Annotated in this window: 14 protein-coding genes and 1 tRNA gene; 9 read left to right on the top strand and 6 right to left on the bottom strand. The window is 60.8% G+C overall.

Features of this window, described 5'->3' with window-relative positions; all coding sequences use genetic code 11:
* Positions 1–633 precede the first annotated feature (633 nt).
* From N688_RS20470 to N688_RS20455, 3 genes are all read right to left on the bottom strand, one after another.
* Positions 634–837, bottom strand: coding sequence for a hypothetical protein (locus N688_RS20470; RefSeq protein WP_052891014.1), 204 nt, complete (start codon positions 835–837; stop codon positions 634–636).
* A gap of 441 nt (positions 838–1,278) precedes the next feature.
* Positions 1,279–2,538, bottom strand: coding sequence for a transcription termination factor Rho (gene rho, locus N688_RS20465; RefSeq protein ID WP_052891013.1), 1,260 nt, complete (start codon positions 2,536–2,538; stop codon positions 1,279–1,281).
* 645 nt (positions 2,539–3,183) lie between these two features.
* On the bottom strand, positions 3,184–3,693 hold the full coding sequence (locus N688_RS20455; RefSeq protein WP_052891011.1) for a hypothetical protein: 510 nt from the start codon (positions 3,691–3,693) through the stop codon (positions 3,184–3,186).
* Between the two features lie 335 nt (positions 3,694–4,028).
* Here N688_RS20455 and N688_RS20450 point away from each other — a divergent pair, with 335 nt between their 5' ends.
* The 4 genes from N688_RS20450 to N688_RS20435 all read left to right on the top strand — a co-directional run bounded on the left by N688_RS20450 (position 4,029) and on the right by N688_RS20435 (position 8,173).
* The gene (locus N688_RS20450; protein WP_052891010.1) at positions 4,029–4,478 is read left to right on the top strand and encodes an FtsB family cell division protein; all 450 of its coding nucleotides are present in this window, start codon (positions 4,029–4,031) and stop codon (positions 4,476–4,478) included.
* A gap of 543 nt (positions 4,479–5,021) precedes the next feature.
* A complete protein-coding gene (locus tag N688_RS20445) occupies positions 5,022–5,795 on the top strand; it encodes a gamma-glutamyl-gamma-aminobutyrate hydrolase family protein (RefSeq protein ID WP_052891009.1) in 774 nt (257 codons plus the stop codon).
* 402 nt (positions 5,796–6,197) lie between these two features.
* Positions 6,198–7,502 carry a GAF domain-containing sensor histidine kinase gene (locus N688_RS20440; RefSeq protein ID WP_081839074.1) on the top strand — a complete coding sequence of 435 codons (1,305 nt, stop codon included), beginning with the start codon at positions 6,198–6,200 and terminating at the stop codon, positions 7,500–7,502.
* Positions 7,499–8,173, top strand: a complete 675-nt coding sequence (locus N688_RS20435) for a response regulator (RefSeq protein ID WP_052891007.1) — start codon at positions 7,499–7,501, stop codon at positions 8,171–8,173. Before N688_RS20440 ends, N688_RS20435 begins: the two co-directional genes overlap by 4 nt.
* A 70-nt stretch (positions 8,174–8,243) precedes the next feature.
* Here N688_RS20435 and N688_RS20430 read toward each other — a convergent pair whose 3' ends face one another.
* On the bottom strand, positions 8,244–9,689 hold the full coding sequence (locus N688_RS20430) for an aldehyde dehydrogenase family protein (RefSeq protein WP_052891006.1): 1,446 nt from the start codon (positions 9,687–9,689) through the stop codon (positions 8,244–8,246).
* A 162-nt stretch (positions 9,690–9,851) separates the two neighbouring features.
* Entirely contained in the window at positions 9,852–10,745 is an 894-nt protein-coding gene (locus tag N688_RS20425; protein WP_052891005.1) for a fumarylacetoacetate hydrolase family protein, read from the bottom strand.
* 411 nt (positions 10,746–11,156) lie between these two features.
* On the opposite strand from N688_RS20425, the gene N688_RS20420 reads away from it, so the two are divergent.
* Both N688_RS20420 and N688_RS20415 read left to right on the top strand, forming a co-directional pair.
* Positions 11,157–12,005: a methyltransferase domain-containing protein gene (locus N688_RS20420; protein WP_052891004.1), complete on the top strand. Its 849-nt coding sequence runs from the start codon at positions 11,157–11,159 to the stop codon at positions 12,003–12,005.
* A 7-nt stretch (positions 12,006–12,012) separates the two neighbouring features.
* Complete coding sequence (locus N688_RS20415; RefSeq protein WP_052891003.1) at positions 12,013–13,035, top strand: class I SAM-dependent methyltransferase; 1,023 nt, start codon at positions 12,013–12,015, stop codon at positions 13,033–13,035.
* On the opposite strand, the gene ppk1 is transcribed toward N688_RS20415, so the two are convergent.
* Positions 13,010–15,178, bottom strand: a complete 2,169-nt coding sequence (gene ppk1 / locus N688_RS20410) for a polyphosphate kinase 1 (protein WP_052891002.1) — start codon at positions 15,176–15,178, stop codon at positions 13,010–13,012. The genes N688_RS20415 and ppk1 overlap by 26 nt on opposite strands.
* Positions 15,179–15,485: 307 nt before the next feature.
* Here ppk1 and N688_RS20405 point away from each other — a divergent pair.
* From N688_RS20405 to clpX, 3 genes are all read left to right on the top strand, one after another.
* A tRNA-Leu gene (locus N688_RS20405) sits at positions 15,486–15,570 on the top strand.
* Positions 15,571–16,183: 613 nt separating this feature from the next.
* The gene (tig, locus tag N688_RS20400; protein ID WP_052891001.1) at positions 16,184–17,653 is read left to right on the top strand and encodes a trigger factor; all 1,470 of its coding nucleotides are present in this window, start codon (positions 16,184–16,186) and stop codon (positions 17,651–17,653) included.
* 54 nt (positions 17,654–17,707) lie between these two features.
* Complete coding sequence (gene clpX / locus N688_RS20395) at positions 17,708–18,988, top strand: ATP-dependent Clp protease ATP-binding subunit ClpX (RefSeq protein ID WP_052891000.1); 1,281 nt, start codon at positions 17,708–17,710, stop codon at positions 18,986–18,988.
* The last annotated feature ends 290 nt before the right edge of the window (positions 18,989–19,278 follow it).

Here is a 19,278-nt window from a genome sequence, read left to right as displayed (position 1 = left end):
AGCCGGGCGCCGGGAGAGCAGCCACAAGCAAGCCGTAGGGAAATTTGCCCTGGCAACTCCAGCCAGGTTGGAGTCAGATCAGACTCTCGCTCCCAGCGGCCCAACGCGACGATAAAAAGAGCGCTGTGCGGGAAAAGCAGCCCGCCGCGCTTTTTTTACTGCTACGGTCAGCTGCCTGTTCATAGGCAGGATAAGGCCGCACCTGATTGGAGCCAGGCCCTTGCTGGCTGGTCGTGGTCGGCAGCCGCAGGCTGCAGGATGACCCAGCCTGCTGGCAGCGCCGTCCCGCGCTCAGCGCTCAAAGCCACCTCCAAAAAGCGGAACGCCTGCGAGAGCGGGAGCCAAAGGCCCCTTGCCACCATCAGCTATCAACAAGCCTCGGCGAGGAAAGCAAGCAACAAAAGCGACCTCGAACAGAGTGGCTATCGTCCGAAGAGGAAGGCTTCTGGTAAGTGGAGCCGCTCGCTGCGGAGAGCGAGCCAGGCTGAACTCCTCCTATTGGTCCCTGATTGATCCAGGCGGGCCGGACTGGCGCGTAGCAGCCGCGAACAGCCGGCGCAATGGCGAACTCACCTGAGTCAGCGAGGCCAGCCTCCTCTCTGACGTTACCCAACGAGCATTATCCTCAACGGTTCAAGCGACAGCCAACAGAGTGCACTCATCCTGGCAGCACAGGCCGAGGGTGATCAGAGGGCAGCCCTGTTGGTTCGACTGCCGACCAGTGCCCCCTGACCTCGAAGCCGGGTCACCGGTCATCAAATGAACGGAGAGCATCTGCTGCTCCCACTGGAAGCAGTGCCCATCAGCGCTGGCGCTCACATCACGCAGGTTGCTCATCAGCCGCCCTCGTGCAGGCGAGAGGAGAGCGAGAGGCGATGAGCGAGCAGGAGGAGGTCCTGGCGAGGACCTGGATTGTGAGCGGGCAGAGGACTCCACCCCGTGCTGTGAGCGGCGGCGGGGAGCAGTGACCTGACCTGCCAGCCAGAGCCTGCCGGGGGTCTGACCTGTCGACCGACCTCGCCTCGTCGCGGGCGAAAGAAAGAGAGTGGGAAAGAGAGACCGGATGGCCCGGTCGGAACAGAGGGGACACTGTTGAGGGGGCCAGGAGTCAGGCCTTGCGACGGTGCGACAGTGCCAGAAAGCCCACAGTGCCCACACTGCCAGAGCGCAATGCCGTAGCGACGCGAACGAAGCGGACAGGTGAAAGCCGACGAAGCAGAAGTGACCAGCCGGCAGAGAGAAGCAGAAACGCGAAAGCGAATCTCTGATTGAGCTTCTCTACAAGAGACTCTTATTCAGAGTAGCCAGGAACTCCATATTATTCTGCGTCTTAGCCATCTGCTGTAGCAGAGCCTCCATTGCCTCCAGGCCGCGCTGCTCCGCCAGGGTAGAGAACATTCTGCGCATCAGCACCACGGCGCGCAGCGTCTTCTCATCGAGGAGGAGATCCTCGCGGCGCGTACCGGAGAGGCTGATGTCGATGGCCGGGAAGACACGGCGCTCGGCCAGCTTACGATTGAGGATCAGCTCCATATTACCGGTACCCTTGAACTCCTCGTAGATCACATCGTCCATGCGGCTACCGGTATCGATGAGAGCCGTAGCGATAATAGTCAGGCTACCACCCTCCTCGACCTTGCGAGCGGCGCCGAAGAAGCGCTTAGGCGGGAAGAGCGCACTGGGATCGAGGCCGCCAGTGAGGGTACGGCCACTGGGCTGGACAGCCAGGTTATAGGCGCGGCTGAGACGAGTGATGCTATCGAGCAAGACCACCACATCGCGCCCGCCCTCGACCAGGCGTTTGGCGCGCTCCAGAACCATTTCGGCCACGCGGGTATGGGCCTCAGTTGGCTCATCGAAGGTCGAGCTGATCACCTCGGCCTTCACCGAGCGCTTCATATCCGTGACCTCTTCAGGGCGCTCACCGATGAGGGCCACCATCAGATGGACATCATCGTACTTCTCGGTGATCGAGTTGGCGATGGCCTTCAGGAGCATCGTTTTGCCGGCTTTGGGAGGAGAGACGATCAGACCACGCTGACCGCGACCGATGGGGGCGACCAGGTTGATGAGGCGACCGGCGATGTTCGTAGGACCAGTTTCCAGATCGAACATCTCGCGGGGGAAGATGGGCGTCAGGTTATCGAAGTGGGGACGCCGTTTCGCCTCTTCCGGGTTCATGCCATTGATCGCCTCCACGCGCAGCAGGCCGTAGTACTTCTCGTTATCCTTCGGCGGACGCACCTGACCGGTCACCATATCGCCGGTGCGCAGGCCGAAGCGGCGGATCTGCGACTGAGAAACATAGACATCCATGTTTCCCGGCAGGAAGCGTTCCTGGCGCAGGAAGCCGAAGCCATCCTCCACAATTTCGAGCACGCCGGCGCTAAAGATGTTACCCTGCTGCTCGGTATGCTGCTGAAGAAGCCGGAAAATGAGGTCCTGTTTTTTGAGGGTTGTGTAGCCGGAAAGTTCGAGGTCGCGAGCGATCTCGCGCAACTCTGCGATTGTTTTGGTCTCTAGCTCAGCGATGTTCACGTTGCGTTGGGCGAATTATGTCCTTTTGGGAAAGAACACGCCCCCTCTCCTTTCTGGTTGAACCTAGATTTCATAAAGGCTGCTGGTGGGAACAGGTACATAGCAGGCTTCCGCCTCTGAAAACCTGTGAACAGGTGGTGACCGTATGCTTGCTGTGCTGAAGTAATGTTTGTTTGGTTGCAGGACCCGGAAACGGATCGACAACCCGGGAGGTTCTGGTCCGGGGAGTCAGCTTCACTATACCACAGGCGCAAAGCAATGTCAACTGCCCTAACCCTGGTTTTTGCCCACTGCAGTCCACTTCTGTCCCTCTCTGCCCGCTTGCCTGGCCTGATGCCTGTCTATCTGTCTGTCTTCCCGCCTGACTCTTCTGGCCCGGAGCAGGCTGGGGCGCGGGCGGTGCAGGGTGGAGCCAGAGGACGGGCTGGCCTGCCAGTGAGTCAGTGGGAGCTGCGGCTTGAGCGAACGAGGCGCGCCCGAGCGAGCGAATGGACAAGCGAGTGAACGAGCAGCTAGAGACGGTGAACCTCCCCAGAAGGCGAGCGCCTCGCGGGTCAAAGCGATCCGGCTCGCTTCCCATACCCTTAATCGATCGATCCGATCGGCATTGGAGGCGGAGGCGGGATCGGCCAGGCCCGCAGAGGCTTAGCGTGGCTGAGGCCGGACCCGGGCCTCTATCCAACCCGATTGTTGGACCATATCATAAAACGTAAACCACTGGTTGTCAATCCAATCATCGCAGAGGCGACGCTCTTCGTGCAGGCCGCGCCGATCCAGTTCATCGTTTACCACATTATGAGCATGTGGATGGCGATAGCGGCGTGGCAAGGGCGAACCGAAGCCGTGGGCGTAGTGAGCCAGCTCGTGGGCAATGGTGATGAGCAAGACCTGTTCTGGAACCAGTTCATGCTGTAAGAGGAGATTGATGCCAATAAAGGTGGAACCGCTCTCTTCCGAGAGGCGGATCAATCCCAGGCGACGCTTCCAGGGCTGGCAATAGGCGATTTGCACCTCGTTGACGCGCGGAATGTCGGCAAAGTAGGTCTGCCAGATGTAGTCTAGGCAGGGGGGCAGAGCGCGCTGCGGCGAGACTTCGGCAAGCGAACGAGTGCGAGCGGGGGCCTGGTCTCCAGGTGCTAGCGCGGGTGGCAGCATAGCCGCTGATCCTCCTCGACGAAGTTGATTCTGCTTGTGTGTTCAGTATAGCAGGGTGGTCCCAATAGGCGACCTGCTGGTCTCTCGTCCCCCCTCACCCCAATTTTTGCTTGTGTTTGCCACATGATTCTTGTCCACTGCAGCGCGCGTGAGCGTAAGATCGTGTATTATTTCTACATAGCATACCTTCTGGCCCGAGCATCGCCAGCAGTTTTTTTGACAGAGAGCATCGCTGTAGATGCGCCTCGTTATGAGGCATCAGCAACTTTCCAGGCACTCGCCCGGAAAGAAGGTAGGCAACCATGCAGTACACGCCAAGGAGAAGAAAACGACTCATGCCCCGACAAGATAGCAGCGGCTCTAGTGTGACCGCGGCGGTGGGCTTTGGAGAAAGGGGAGGGGCCAGCCGGGCGCGGAGGAGCGCCCTCTTTACACGTGGTCTGATCTGGGTCACGGCCCTGATCAGCCTCTCGCTCCTGCTCGGCTCGATCGCCCAGGCCTGGTCGAATAGCCGCTTGCTGGAGCAGGAGGCTGCCGCGCGCGCTCAGTATGAGCAGACGCTGGCGCGTCACGATCAGCTGCAGAAGCTGGTCGACTACTACAAGGACCCCTTCGTCATAGAAAGCGAAGCTCGCCAGAGTCTGGGATATGTGCGGCCCGGCGAGCACCGGGTGGTGATTGTCAGTCCGCCATCCAGCCAGCCGACGGCCAGGCCCCGCCCGGCGCCATCAACTCCCAGCGGCGGTTTCTGGTCTCAGTGGTGGGCGATCCTCTTCGGCAGTTAGCGATGGGGACGCTCTTCGCTCCCCCTGTCTCTGAATCCGGCAAAGGCAAGGCTCTGCTTACGCTAGCGGGCATCTGGCTGCCCAGGCTGCCGCTGCGGCCCAGGCAGCCAGATGTCACAGCCCAGTAGCATAGAAGTAATAGCATGACACAACAGGCTTGACGCCTTGCCTATAATAAGACTAGACTATCATCAGTAACAAGCCTGCAACATTGTTAGTCTTTTGAGGTAGACAACGTGAAACGTGCTATCGCTGGCGACCACGTGAGCGTCTCCTACCCGCAGTGTCCGCGTGCTCTGACCCTTGCTTCGCGGACTTTTTGTGCATTTATGGGCCTTATGGAGATGCTTATGCTTACCCTTATGCGCGAGCTTCGGCTTGTAACGCTGAAGCTTCGTAAGATTGGTTGCGCAGCGATGCGTTTCGTTGTGTAGTATCTGGCATCTCCTCTGAAGCGGAACGCATCAAAAGCGTTCCGCTTCTTCTGTTTTTATTGCGCTCATTATTCATACCCGAAATCTTATATGAAAGGCTGTCAAGAACATGCGTCCTTTGATCGGCATTCCGTGCCATCCGGCTTATCGGCATGGCTCTCAACGCCCGATCTACGGTAACAATCGGGCCTATGTCCATGCCATTGAGGATGCCGGGGGCGTTCCTGTGCTTATCCCTCTCGTTCATGATCTCTCCTCGCTGGAGGCTCTGCTCGCTCATCTTGATGGGCTGCTCCTGCCTGGTGGGCAAGATATTCAGCCGCGTCGCTACGGGGAAGATCCGCATCCATGCCTTGGCGACACGGATCCCGCCCTCGATGAGTTTGAGTTGACGCTGGCCCATTGGGCTCTGCAGGAGGAGAAGCCGATTTTGGGCATTTGCCGGGGCCTGCAGCTGCTCAATGTGGCTTTGGGGGGGACGCTCTATCAAGACTTAGGGAGTCAATATGCTGGCAGTCTGCGCCATATGAATCAGGATTTGCCCCGCAGCCAGGTGGTCCATCGGGTGCTCATCGAGCCGGGGACCTGCCTGGCGGCCATCGCCGGTGAGCGTGAGTTTTGGGCGAATAGTATTCACCATCAGGCTGTCAAGGAGCCGGGCAAAGGGGTGCGCATCGCTGCCCGTGCTGAGGATGGGGTGGTGGAGGCGATCGAGGTACCAACCAGGCGCTTTGTTCTGGCCCTTCAGTGCCATCCCGAGGAGATCTATGGCCAGGTTCCTGCCTGTGCGCGTGTTTTCTCGGCCTTTGTCCGGGCCTGTGGTCTTAGCGAAGCAGCGCCCCAGCCTCAGCATGCCCTGTCGTTGCCGGTCGGGGCTGCCTGAGCCAGCGCTGCGTGATGGTAGACACCTTTCCCTGGCAACCCCTGGCGCCGGCCCGCTGTTGCCCTCCCTAGGCCTGTCCCCGGCAGAGGAGCGCGCAATAACGGGCCGGCCTGCCGTTGATAGGCACTTCCTTCCTGCCTGATTGAGGCCCCGGCGCGTGCTGCTCCGCTGCTCTGGCTCTGTGGAGGGGCCTGGGGGGGCCGGCTTTGACCAGAGCGGTGTGATATACTAGGGAAGAACTCAGGTCCTTCCTGGTTGGTTGGTTGTAGGTGGATAGACCAGGGCACGCCGCTGCTCCCATACAGCGGCAGGCTCAAGCTGCTCGCCACAGGGTAAGATGCAGGATGGTGGTCTATGCTGCGCTGGCCAGTCAGTCAGCCAGCCGGTTAGTCAAGTGGAAGCATGATGGATTCTGAACGGCACCACGCTCCGGCCAGCGGGGAGCTGCTCGCTGCCAGCGAGGGGGGGGAAGAAGCTTCCTCGTTGCTTGGGAGTAATCGCGAGCTGGCCATCCTCTATACCATTGCTGGCCAGCTCAATCGCAAAGTGAATGTACGCGAGGCTTTGCAGGAGGTCTTAAGCCAGGTGACCCGCCTGCTAGGACTCAAGACGGGCTGGGTCTGGTTGCTTGACGAGGAGGGGAAGCCGTTTCTGGCCGCCTCGCAGTCCTTACCTCCCTATCTCGCTGATCACCCCGAGCGGATGACTGGGCGTTGTCTCTGTCTCGATACGTTTCTGGGGGGCAGTCTGGCCAGGGCGGCCAATATCAATGTCCTGCGCTGCAGTCGCTTGCACAACGCTGAACGGGAGGGCGATCCTTCTTCATGGGGTCTACGTTTCCATGCCAGTGTCCCGATCCATGTTGGGGAGACGCCGCTCGGCGTGCTGAATGTGGCCAGCGAGGACTGGCGTGAGTTGCACTCAGCAGAGCTGCAGCTGTTGCACATTATTGGCGATCAGATCGGTCTGGCTATTCAGCGGGCGCGCCTCTCGGCTGAGCATACGCGCGCCGCGGCTCGCCTGGCTGCCATTGAGGAGCGGAACCGGCTGGCGCGCGAGATCCACGATACCCTGGCTCAAGGTCTGGCGGCGATCGCTTTGCAGCTAGAGACCGCTGATGCTTTGCTTCCTACACAGCCCGAGCGGGCCCAGGCCGCTGTTCGCCGCGCACTGGCGCTGGCGCGCAGCAATCTGGAGGAGGCGCGCCGCTCGGTGATGGACCTGCGCGCTGCTCCCCTGCAGAACCATGCTCTGCCCGAGGCGCTCGCTCTGCTGATCAAGCGCTTGCGCGTCGAGAACAGGAGCCGGCTGGAGTATCGCTATGAGCCGCCGCCGGGGCCGGGGCCGGGCGGTGAGCCAGGCCGCTTCCCTGCTCTCTCGCCTCATTGCGAAGCCGGCCTCTATCGTATCGCTCAGGAGGCCCTCAACAATGCGCTGCGCCATGCCGCTGCCGAGCAGATCACACTCACGCTGGCCGTTCGTGATAAGATGATTGTGCTCCAGGTTCAGGATAATGGGCGGGGCTTTGATCCCGAACGCGCCCAGGAGTACACACGCGCGGGTCACTTCGGGCTGGCTGGCATGAGTGAGCGGGCCCACCTACTTGGGGCCCAGATCAGCATTGAAAGCCTCCCAGGCTCCGGTACCTCCATTAGCGTCTATCTGCCCTACCAGGGGCAGGAGCAAGAAAGGTCCCCCTGGCTATGACGATTCGTATCTTGCTCGCCGATGATCATCCCGTCGTACGCGAGGGCTTACGGGCGGTGCTGGAGACGCAGCCGGATCTGACTGTGGTGGCCGAGGCCGCCAATGGGGCGGAAACTATCGCCCAGGCCCGTGAGATGCATCCCGACATTGTGTTGCTTGATCTTGAGATGCCCGTCTTGGATGGCGTCGAGGCTATTCGCCACTTGCTGGAGTTGGAGCCGAAGCCGCGAGTGATCGTCTTTACGGCCTTTGATAACGATGAGCGAATTCTGCATGCGGTGCGGGCCGGGGCCAGCGGCTACCTGCTCAAGGGAGCGCCACGCGAAGAGATCTTCCAGGCCATTCGGGTGACAATGGGCGGTGGCTCACTCCTGCAACCAGTCGTCGCCTCAAAATTGCTGCGCCAGGTGAGTCAGCAGGGCAGCGGGCCACAGGCTGCTTCCCACCCCTACGAGCCGCTGACCGAGCGTGAACTGGAGGTCCTGCACCTACTGGCTCAGGGCCTGCCTAACAAGGAAATCGCCGCTCGCCTTGTCATCAGTGAGCGCACCGCCAAGTTTCATGTCAGCTCGATCATGAACAAACTGGGGGCCACTAATCGCACCGAGGCCGTGGCTCTGGCCGCTCAGCGCGGCTTGATCAGTCTGCAGGGCCATTCATCCTGGCGCTGACCTGAGCGAGCGAGCCACTTCGGCGGCTTGCGTATGGCGGTTGTGGCCCGCTCTGCTCAGGAGAGAAAGCTCAGGGCAACTGGTCGATATAGACGGTCTTCCACTGGGTAAAGAACTCGCGTGCTGCCTTCCCCTGCTCGCGGGAGCCGGAGGAGCTCTCTTTCATGCCTCCGAAGGGTACCTGGAACTCCAGACCTGCCGACTCCTGGTTGATCTTGACGACGCCAGCCTGAATCTCGGAGGCGAAGCGCAGCGCCAGCGAGAGGTTATTAGTAAAGAGGCTGGCCGATAGCCCGAAGGGAGTGGCGTTCGCCAGGGCCACAGCCTCCTCGAAGGAGGCGGCGGGCAGGAGAGCCGCTACAGGGCCAAAAATTTCCTCCTGAGCAACACGGCTGCCCTGGTTGAGGTCCGTGACGATGCTGGGCCGGATGTAATAGCCCTCGCCATTGATCGTTGTCGGCTCGCCGCCTGCCAGAAAATGCCCCCCTTCGCGGTGTGCCAGCTGCAGGTAACCGCTCACCTTCTGCTGCTGATCCTCTGAGACCAGCGGACCGACGCGCGTATCAGGCTCCAGCGGGTCGCCGAGTTTCCAGCTCTGGGCCAGGGCCGCAAGGCGCTCCTGAAACTCCGGGAGGATGGCCCGCTCGACAATCACGCGGCTGGTGGCCGTGCACTTTTGTCCCGCGCTGAGAAAGGCGCCGCGTGCGACCTGCTCAACGGCGACGTCGAGATTGGCGTCTGCCAGCACGACTGCCGGATTTTTGCCGCCCAGTTCCAGTTGGACCTTTTTGCCGTGCTCGATGGCCTTATGCTGGAGGGCGCGACCAACAGCATTAGAGCCGGTGAAGGTGATCGCATCGACCGCGGGATGGGTCACCAGGATATCGCCCACTTCGGAGCCTTTGCCCAGCACCAGGTTAAGGACACCAGGCGGCAGGCCAGCATCAAGGAGGGCCTGGGTGAAGTGGACCGCCGTTAGCGGCACCAGCTCGGCAGGCTTCCAAACCACGGTGTTACCATAAGCCAGAGCCGGGGCGATTTTCCAGGCTGGAATGGCAATCGGGAAGTTCCAGGGCGTAATGACGCTGACCACGCCAACCGGTTCGCGACGGGCATAGAGGAAGGTCACGCGCGAGCTGCTCGGATAGGTTTCCCCGTCTGGCTCCACGGTCTGCCCCGCGTAGTAGCGCAGGATAGAGACCGCACGCCTGGTTTCCCCAATGGCCTCGGCCAGCGTCTTGCCCTCCTCGCGCGTCAGGTCACGCCCGACGCTCTCGGCGCGCTGCTCCAACAGATCGGCGGCCTTGCGCAGGATCTCGCCCCGCGCTGGCGCTGGCGTTGCGCGCCAGGCGGCAAAGGCTGAGTGGGCGGCCTGCACCGCCTCAGCGGCCAACTCTGCCCCGGCCAGCGAGGTCCGCGCCACCACCTCGCTCGGATGGGCTGGGTTAAGATCGTCGCTCAGGCGCACGCCATCGCGCCAGGTGCTGCCGATGTACGAACGTAGTTCAAGAGTCATAGAGAGACCACTCCTTCCTCTGTCTCTGCTCAAGATAGGCACTGCATCGCCGTTCATCTGGTGGTGAGTGAAGGCCAATCGCTGGTCGCTGCCGGCCAGGGCGCACTCGGGCGTCCCCATTGAATGGGCCATCTCGCTGCAGCCGGTGGCCAGCTCACCGGATCAGCAGCACAGATCTGCGCTCGCCGCTTTCAGGGCCAGCTGGCCACGTACCACCCGGTTGCGCAGCCGTCCGAGAGCGCTGATCGCGATGCTTACCAGGTCCCCAGCCTGCAGGGTAAAAGGTTGCTCTGGCACCAAAGCGGTACCAGTGCAGAGAAAGACGCCGGCGGGAAACTCATCCTCGCGGAAAAGATAGGCAACCAGCTCGTCCAGACGACGTCGCAGGTCGGCGGTCGAGCTGTGACCCTGCCAGCAGAGCTGTCCGTTGCGCTCGATGGTCAGCTCGATGCTCAGGGCGTAAGGATCGGGGATCTCCCAGGCCGGGATAATGGCCGGGCCCAGGGCACAGCTGCCAGCATAGACCTTGGCCTGGGGAAGATAGAGGGGGTTCTCACCTTCAATGCTGCGGGAGCTGACGTCGTTGCCGATGGTGTAGCCGACGATCTCCCCGTGGGCATTGATGACGAGTGTCAGCTCCGGTTCAGGTACGTCCCAGTTGGAATCGGCACGCACGGCAATGGCTGCCTCGGGACCAGCCACCCGCCGTGGATTGGCCTTGAAGAAGAGCTCAGGGCGCTCCGCTGTGTAGACACGCGCATAGATGTCAGGCGTGGCGCTCTCCTCGCGCCTCGCTTCCTCGGAACGCTTATAGGTCACACCTGCTGCCCAGACCTCGCTCTCACCGTCGATCGGCGCCAGCCAGGGCGGTCTGGCCTCCACCGACTCACCGCGCGCCGCTACCGCGCCCAGCAGGGCACGCAGCTCGGCGACGCGCAGGGCCCAGAGGTCAGAAAGGCGCTGCCCGGCATCGGGAAAGGCTCGCACCGCGCCCTCGCCGGTGAGCAGCCCCACGCGCGCGCGACCGTCCGCGGCGCGGTAACGAATGATCTGCATGGCTATGCTCCTTGTCCTTGCCCATTGTAGCGATGCGGAAGCTTCAAAGGAAGTGCATCTTCTAACCATATAGCCCCCGTAAGCCAGCCTGTCAACCTCTGCCAATCAGCAATCTCGCAGGCTCGCTAGCTCGCTTCCCCGGCGCCCCCTGTTACTGGAAGCCGGCTCGCTCGTCATTATCAATGCATATTTATAAAGTACATTATTGTTCAGCTGCCGGTCGAACAGGAGCGAGTGCGCCGCCAGACCCTTGCTCACGCGGTCATGAGCGGCAAGCGACCTGAGAAGCGATCGGGCAGGCCAGGGAGGTCAAAGCGAGAGAGAGGGGCGTCGCTGCGATCGAGCTGAATGGCGCGCAGCTGCGCGATGGTCTGCTGAGTGTGTACTGGTTGGGGAAGAGGACAGCGCGTGATGGAGCACACCCACCCTGAAGAGCAACTCTCATACAGTATTCCAGAGCTGGAGGAGCTACAGCATCTGTATCACGCCCAGCATGGGCTCCTGCCACCAGAGATCGATGCCAGGCGTCTCAAGCGTGTCCTGCACCTGAGCTATGGAGATCTGGCCTGGCCACAAGCGCTGACGCGTGCTCATCCGTCCATCAGCGTTGTAGCTCTTTTTGCCAGCGCCCAGGCTCTGGCTACTTGCTGGCAACAGCTTGATGGCGCCATCTTGCGGCGGCTAAGCATCGCAGAGATCGATCTCAGCGGACCCATTCCCTTTGCCGCCGACTTCTTTGATCTGGTGCATCTCTTCCTCATGGGTCCACTGCTGCGCCCGACGGCCTGGCCGACCTTATTGCAAGAGTGTCGGCGCGTACTGCAGCTTCGTGGTCAGATCAACATAGTTGCCTTTCTTGCTGGCCCCTCTTCCAGCGCCGCCTACCAGCGTCTCCGTTCCCTTGTCATTGCCGCCTGGCAAACGCTGGGTTACAGTTTTGCCAGCGCGAGGGAGGGGAGCAGCGGCCTATTCGTCGACTGCGGCGTTCACCTGGGCCATCTCCTGCGGCAGCAAGGGTTTGAGCAAGTGCGCTATCGGCTCTATCCTGTCGACCTGGGAGGGTGGAACAATCCCGCGGGCCGGGCCTGCGCTCGGCGCCTACTGCAAGACCTGGCCCTGCAACAGACCCTCGTCCTGGCGCAGAGTGGCTGTGACGAAGCCACCTATGCCAGTCTCCTTACCGAGGCAGAGAGTGATCTTGAGACCGAAGCTTTCTGTGCCTCTGGGGCCCTCGTCTCGGTGACGGCGCGAAAGCGATAGAGCTGTCATGAGCCAGTCATTGACGAACAAAGGCCAGTCAAGTGGCCTCCAAGAGCAGCAGACGCGGCAGGCCAGCACGCGACGCAGGAGGGCATCTGCGCCCACTCGTGCAACCCCTGCCGACCTTCCTCCAGAAGTGCGCGAAGAAAATATTCGTCATCGCTATTTTCTGCAAATGCAAGGCGAGCGTCTCTTTCCCGAAAGTATTGACATCGAAAGTGTAGAGCGTGTCCTTGATGTAGGTTGTGGCAGCGGTGAATGGGTCTTTGCCCTGGCGCAGCGCTATCCGCGGCTCTTCATCTGTGGGATTGATCTTGATCGGCGCCTGCTGCAGCGAGCGCAGGCCCAGCGCAATCGGGCTGGCCTGGGCCAGGTAGAATTTCGCCAGGTGGACTTCACCCGTCCCTTTCCTCTAGCCGAAAGCTCCTTTGACTTCCTGCACATGCGCGCCTGCGCGCGCTTTATCGCCGCCGACGCCTGGCCGATGCTTCTCGCCGAATGTCAGCGTGTCCTGCGTCCCCACGGTTGGCTTGCCCTGGTCGAGATCGAACTCTGCGAAAGTAGCAGCAGCGCCTTTCTCGAACTGCGCCAGCTTTTCAATCGCTGCTGGTACCGGCTTGGCCATGCCCTGGATGAAAGCGGGCTCAGCTTCGGTGTCGCCAGCCGCCTCTACGGCATGCTCCTGGCGGCGGGCCTGCGAGAGGTCGCCTACGATGTCCACATTGCCGACCTGGGGCGGCGGCCAGATCCCATGCAAGACAGAGGGGTCGGAAGCGCTGGGCCAGCGGGAACGATTACCACCCTTTTTCTACAACAATGCCTGGCCGAAGTACGCCTGGCAGCTCCGCTGATCATTCAGCAAGGACTGGTGAGTCCGTCGGCGCTGGCGGCCCTGTTTGAGCAAGCCGAACATGAGCTGCAGGACCCTGACCTCTGGGGTTGGGGGGTCATCATCTCAGCGTACGGCAGGCGTCAGGCGGAGGAACCTTCACAGCCAGCAGGAATCAAGCGCCCGAGGGCAGCGCGCTAATGGTCGGGCCGGCCTCATCGTTATCATCCTCCTCTAACAGAGGATGGCGCAGAAACCAGGCCTGGCAATCCAGCGGCGGCTCACCGGGCTGCGGGCGAATCCGGGCGTAGGTCCCATCGGGCAGCAACTCGCGGGCGTTGACCGTATCGGCCAGCAGCACCTCCAGTACCCGCTCACGAATGGCCTGACGCAGACGGGGATCTTCGATTGGAAACAGCGTCTCCACCCGATTATTCAAATTGCGCTGCATCATATCGGCGCTTCCAAGAAACAGCTCCTCGGCGCCGCCATTATAGAAGTAGAAGATGCGACTATGCTCCAGGAAGCGGCCCACGATACTGCGCACGCGGATATTCTCACTCACCCCCGGGATGCCAGGCTGCAGGCAGCAGATCCCGCGCACAATCAGCTCCACCTGCACCCCGGCCTGAGACGCCTCATAGAGCTTATAAATGATCTCCGGATCAACGAGCGCATTCAACTTAAAGATCAGCAGGCCGTAGCCATACTCGCGCTGCAGACGAATCTCTCGCTCGATACGCTCCAGGATGCCGCGGCGCAGACTGACTGGGGCCACCAGCAACTTCCGATAAGCGTTCAAGCGCGAATAGCCAGTCAACGAATTAAAGAGATCCGAGATATCGGCTCCGATCACCGGATCACAAGTCAGCAAGCAGAAATCCTCATAAGTACGAGCGGTCAAAGCGTTATAGTTCCCCGTGCTCAGGTGAACATAGCGGCGCAGCCCATCGGGTTCGCGGCGCACCACCAGCGCCACCTTGGCATGGGTCTTCAAGCCGATCAAGCCATAGACCACATGGACGCCGGCCCGCTCCAATGCCCGTGCCCACTCAATATTATTCTCCTCATCGAAGCGCGCCTTCAGCTCCACCAGGGTAGCCACCTGTTTCCCATGCTCGACCGCCTCCAGCAAAGCATGTACCACAGGCGAATTCGTCCCCACGCGGTAGAGCGTCTGCTTAATGGCCAAGACCTGGGGATCGGTGGCCGCGGCGCGGATAAAGTCTACCACCACCTCGAAGCTATCGTAAGGGCGATGCAGCAGCAGATCCTGCTCGCGAATGGCTGCAAAGAGATCGCCGCAGTACTTCGAGAGAAAGCGGGGCACGCGCGGAGTAAACGGAAGATCTTTCAGATCGGGACGATTGAGGGCGTGCAACTCCATCAGATCGCCCATGCCAAGCGGGCCATCGATCACTGTCAGATCCGAGGCCTCAATTTCCAGATTATCGAGCAACAGACTGCGGATGCGTAGCGGCATCGACGGATTGACCGCCAGATCGACCACCGACCCAAAGCGGCGCTCACGGACGCTCTTCTCCACATCCTCCAGCAGGTCCGAGGCCTCATCCTCCTGCAGCTCGATATCGGCATCGCGCAAGACGCGGAAGGGATACGACTCCCAGACATCGATGCCTGGGAAGAGACGACTCAGATGAGCGGCGATCACCTGCTCGATCCATACAAAGGCCACCGGTTGCACGCCTGAGACCGTCCGGGCATGCAGCGGCAGCGGCACCTGAATAAAGCGGGGGAGGCGCGGAGGGACCTTCACCCGTGCAAAACGCTCACCGTGGACGGCATCATTGATCACCACAGCCAGATTCAGACTGCGGTTCGAGATATGCGGGAAAGGATGACCGGGATCGACCGCCAGCGGCGTCAGCACGGGGAAAATCTCATACTCGAAATACTCGGCCAGAGCGGCGCGCTGCTCCTCATCGAGCTGCTCATAATCAAGAATATAGATATGTTGCTCTGCCAGGCGCGGCAGCAGCTCCTGGCGCCAATAGCGGCGCACCTCCTGCACCAGAGGGGCCAGGCGTCGACGCACCTCGCGCAGCTGCTCCTCAGCGCTCAAGCCGTCAGGACTGGGCGTCGTGGCGCGGGCGGCCACCTTATCCTTCAGCCCGGCCACGCGGATCATCAAGAACTCATCGAGGTTGGTATCGAAAATGGACAAAAACTTCACCCGCTCCAAGAGAGGATGGCGACTATCCTGGGCCTCCTCAAAAACGCGACGATTAAACTCGATCCAACTCAACTCGCGATTGATATAGAGATCGGGTCGTTCCAGGTCCATCGAGGACGAGGTAGATGGGGAATGCGGCGGCTGCTCCATGCTCTCTTCAGCTGACCTCTGCACCTTAGCCTGGCAGGCGTCTCCTTAGCTTTATGATAGCACGCAATGTCCAGCGAGAGAGCAAGGTCCCGGTGAGTAACGGCCCGCGCCCAGGAGTGCCCCGCGGCCAGTGCTCCCCCTCTTTGGCCGGAGGGAGTGCTCACCTTGACACTGATAGCCCCCCTGATGTATCATCACTCAGGTGAGAGCGTTTCATCCCCTTACCAGACAGCAGGGGTGTAGGAGCGAGGAGCAGCACCCCTGAAGCACAACGGCTGGCAGCGTGGAAACGCTGCAAGGCCATCATGGGCGGTTGCTGAAATTGGTAGACAGGACGGACTTAGGATCCGTTGGTGCAAACCGTGAGAGTTCGAGTCTCTCACCGCCCACCATCGCAAAGGTCCCGGGGTCACCTGCAGCGGGGGTGACTCCTTCCATTCGCCAGCGGGGCGGAGCAGAGCGCCTGCGCGCAGTGGCACCGACAGGGCCAGGCAAAGCACACAAGCGGCACGAGGGCAGGCAACCAGGCAAGCAAGCTTTATCTCACGTCCGAAGGTAGAGGAGGGGGGATCGCTCTCAGCAGAGGCCAGGTGGTTGATAGCTGGCTTGCCTGTTCAGCAAGATAACAGCCAATAACTGGCTCCCCTGAGTGCTCTTTCCCGCTGCAGTTCCCGTTTGTTTCGCGGTCCCGATGGGTGAAGAAACGAGCGGAAGGCGCGCCAGGCAAGAAGGGCAGGCTGGCCGGAAGGAAGGAATGGAGAGATGGCGGCCTGCCTGAGCCTGAGCAGCGAGCGCGTCGAACAAGCAGCCCGAGGGAGGCAGGCGGGACGCGGCAGAGAGAGATAGCTCTGCGTCGATCAAGCAAGACCAGATTCGTCCGTCGCACCTGGTTCTGTTGTGCCCTGTGTCCTGCCACATCAGATCACACCGCTCAGCCAGTCAGTGAAGCAAGCAAACAGGCGGGCGGCGCGTACGTACGATGATGATGCTTGTGTTGGAGGAACAGTGAAGGTCACAGTTGAGAAATTACCGAGCAGCGAAGCCATTCTAGATGTAGATCTCACCTGGGAAGAGGTGGAGAAGGCTTCGGAAAAGGCTTATCGTAAGCTGGTGCAGCAGGTTGATATTCAAGGGTTTCGTCGGGGCAAGGCCCCCCGCTCCTTGCTCGAGCGCAGGTTGGGCAAGGAGTACATTTATCAGGAAGGTCTTGACGACCTGATCAGTGAGGCCTACCGAGAAGCGCTCAAGGAGCACCAACTTACCCCGCTTGCGCAGCCGGAGCTGGATGCCCCCATGTTTGAGATGGGGCAGCCCTATCACTTCCGTCTGAAGGTTCCCATCCTGACGCCCGTGGAGCTGGGCGACTACCGCTCGCTACACTTTGAGAATGAAGAGGTCATGGTGACGGCGGAGGAGGTCGAGCGGGAACTGGAGGCGCTGCGTAACCAGTATGCGAGCTGGCAGAAGGTCGAACGCCCTGCCCAGATGGGGGACCGCGTCACGGTCGATCTCAAACTGACGGTCGAGGGACGCACCATTTCCGACTACAAGGAGAATCCCTTCGAACTGGCCGCTGATCGGCCCGGCCTCTTCGCCGGCATGGATGAGCAAATCGTTGGCATGCAGGGCGGCGAGAGCAAGAGCTTCACCCTGACCATCCCCTCCGACTATGGCAATGAGGAGCTGGCCGGCAAGGAGGCCCATTATGAGCTGACCCTCCATCAGGCAGAGGAGAAGGTCCTGCCCGAATTAGACGACGCCTTCGCCGCGCGCGTCGGCCAGTACGAGACCCTGGAAGACCTGCGCAAGGTCATCAGCGATGCCATCCAGGACCGCAAAGAGCGACAGAAGCGCCAGGAGCTGCGCGATAAGGTGCTGGAGGCTGTGGTAGCTCAGTCCACAATCGTCCTCCATCCGGTTCTCGTCAAGGAGGAAGTCGAGGACATGCTGCATGAGCTGTCCCATATGTTAGAGAGACAGCGGATGTCGCTTGAGCAGTATCTCCTGCTGATGCGCAAGAGTCGGGAGGAATACACGAAGGAGCTGGAGCCGGACGCGGAGAGGCGCGTCAAGCAGCAGCTAGTCCTGGATGAGGTTGCCAGGCAGGAAGGGATCGAGGTCACGCCGGAAGAAGTTGAAGGCGTTTTTCGCATGTATGCCCAGGCGGGGCAGCCGCTGCAGCGCAGCGAGGCCCAGGTGCGGGCGCTGATCATCACACTGCGGCGCGAGAAAGCGCTTTCGCGCCTGGTAGAGCTGGCGACACGTCCGGCGGAGGAAGAGGAGCAGCAGGGCGGGGAGAGCGAAGAGCAAGCACAGCGGCCAGAGGAGACGCAGCAGAGTGAGGCCGCCGCAGCTCAGGCAGAGGCCACCGCCTCGGAGCCGGAGACAGGGCCGACTGACGAGGCAACGTCTTCCTCTCCTGCTACAATAGTAGTAGAAGACGCGGGGGCACCGGCTGACTCCGGAGGCCAGTAGTAAGACACCAGCCAAGACTCAAGCGTCGTAATTGAGGGAAAGGTAACAACGGACGTGGCAAACTCTAAGAATATTCGCACAACCTATCGCTGCTCTTTTTGCGGCAAGAGCCAGGATCAGGTCCAGCGGCTGATTGCCGGCCCGTCAGGGGTCTATATCTGCGACGAATGCATCGACCTGTGCCGGGAGATCATCGAGGAGGAGCAGGCCACCTTTAGCAAGCCGCGTCTTCAGACCGGGAAGATCCCCACTCCGAAGAAGATCTATGAGCAACTGAGTCAGTATGTGATCGGGCAGGAGCGGGCCAAGAAGACGCTGGCTGTGGCGGTTTACAACCACTATAAGCGTATTAGCGTGGGCATGCAGATCGATGACGTGGAGCTGGGGAAGAGCAATATTCTGCTCATCGGTCCCACCGGCTGCGGTAAGACCCTGCTGGCGCAGACGCTGGCCAAAATCCTCGATGTGCCCTTCTGCATCGCCGATGCCACGGCCCTCACCGAGGCTGGCTACGTGGGCGAGGATGTGGAGAACATTCTGCTGCGCCTGATCCAGGCCGCCGATTTCGATGTAGCGCGGGCCGAACGCGGCATCGTCTACATCGATGAGATCGACAAGATTGCCCGCAAGTCTGACAATCCCTCGATCACGCGCGATGTCTCCGGCGAAGGTGTGCAGCAGGCCCTCCTGAAAATCATCGAGGGCACGGTTGCCAATGTGCCCCCCCAGGGTGGCCGTAAGCACCCGCATCAAGACTTTATTCAGATCAATACCTCAAATATTCTCTTTATCTGCGGCGGCGCCTTCGAAGGTCTCGATAAAATCGTCGAGCAGCGCCTGGGTAGCAGCCGCACCATCGGCTTCAAGAAAACGAAGGCCGAGTCTGAGCAGCGCGCTCAGGAGTCCGTGCTCTCGCAGGTCATTCCCGAGGACCTCCTCAAGTACGGGCTGATCCCCGAGTTCATCGGGCGCCTCCCCGTGGTGGTGGCCCTCGATAACCTGGATAAGGAGGCGCTGATCCGCATCCTGACGGAGCCGAAGAACGCCATTGTCAAGCAGTATCAGAAGATCTTCCAGCTCGATCGCGTAGAGCTGGTCTTTACTCCTGACGCGCTTGAAGCCGCCGCAGAGTGTGCCCTGAAACGTAAGACTGGTGCGCGTGGCTTGCGCAGCATCATCGAGGATGTGCTCCTTGATGTGATGTATGAGATCCCTTCGCGCGCCGATGTGAAAAAGGTAATCATTAACGGCGAGGTTATTGCTCAGCGGCATAAACCGCTGCTGGTAACGCGCAGCGAACGCTCTGCGGCCTATTCTGAGGATGAGTCTGCATAACGCAGACTCATCTGTTTTTCTCTTGCTCTGACTCAGCGCCTGCTTGATGGCAGGCCGTGACCGGTCAGGCAAGAGGATCAGGCCAGCCAGGGCAAGACTGCAGGGAAGCCATCGCCCAGGGTCTGGGGCGCCGGAAAGGTCGCCTGCCCGCGTTGCCCTTTCTTCCGCTCCGGCTCCGCGGCAGAGCCGAGAGCGTGACGTGGGCAACCAGGAGCGGCTGAGCAGGATGGAAACAGCAGGCAAGCGGTGAGGGGGTGCTCCCAGGGTTCTCCCCTGGCCAGTTCATTCCC

The organism is Thermogemmatispora carboxidivorans, assembly GCF_000702505.1.
Taxonomy (GTDB): Bacteria; Chloroflexota; Ktedonobacteria; order Ktedonobacterales; family Ktedonobacteraceae; genus Thermogemmatispora; species Thermogemmatispora carboxidivorans.
Note: the sequence above shows the minus strand (reverse complement) of the source record. Positions and strands in the feature narration are given on the sequence as shown.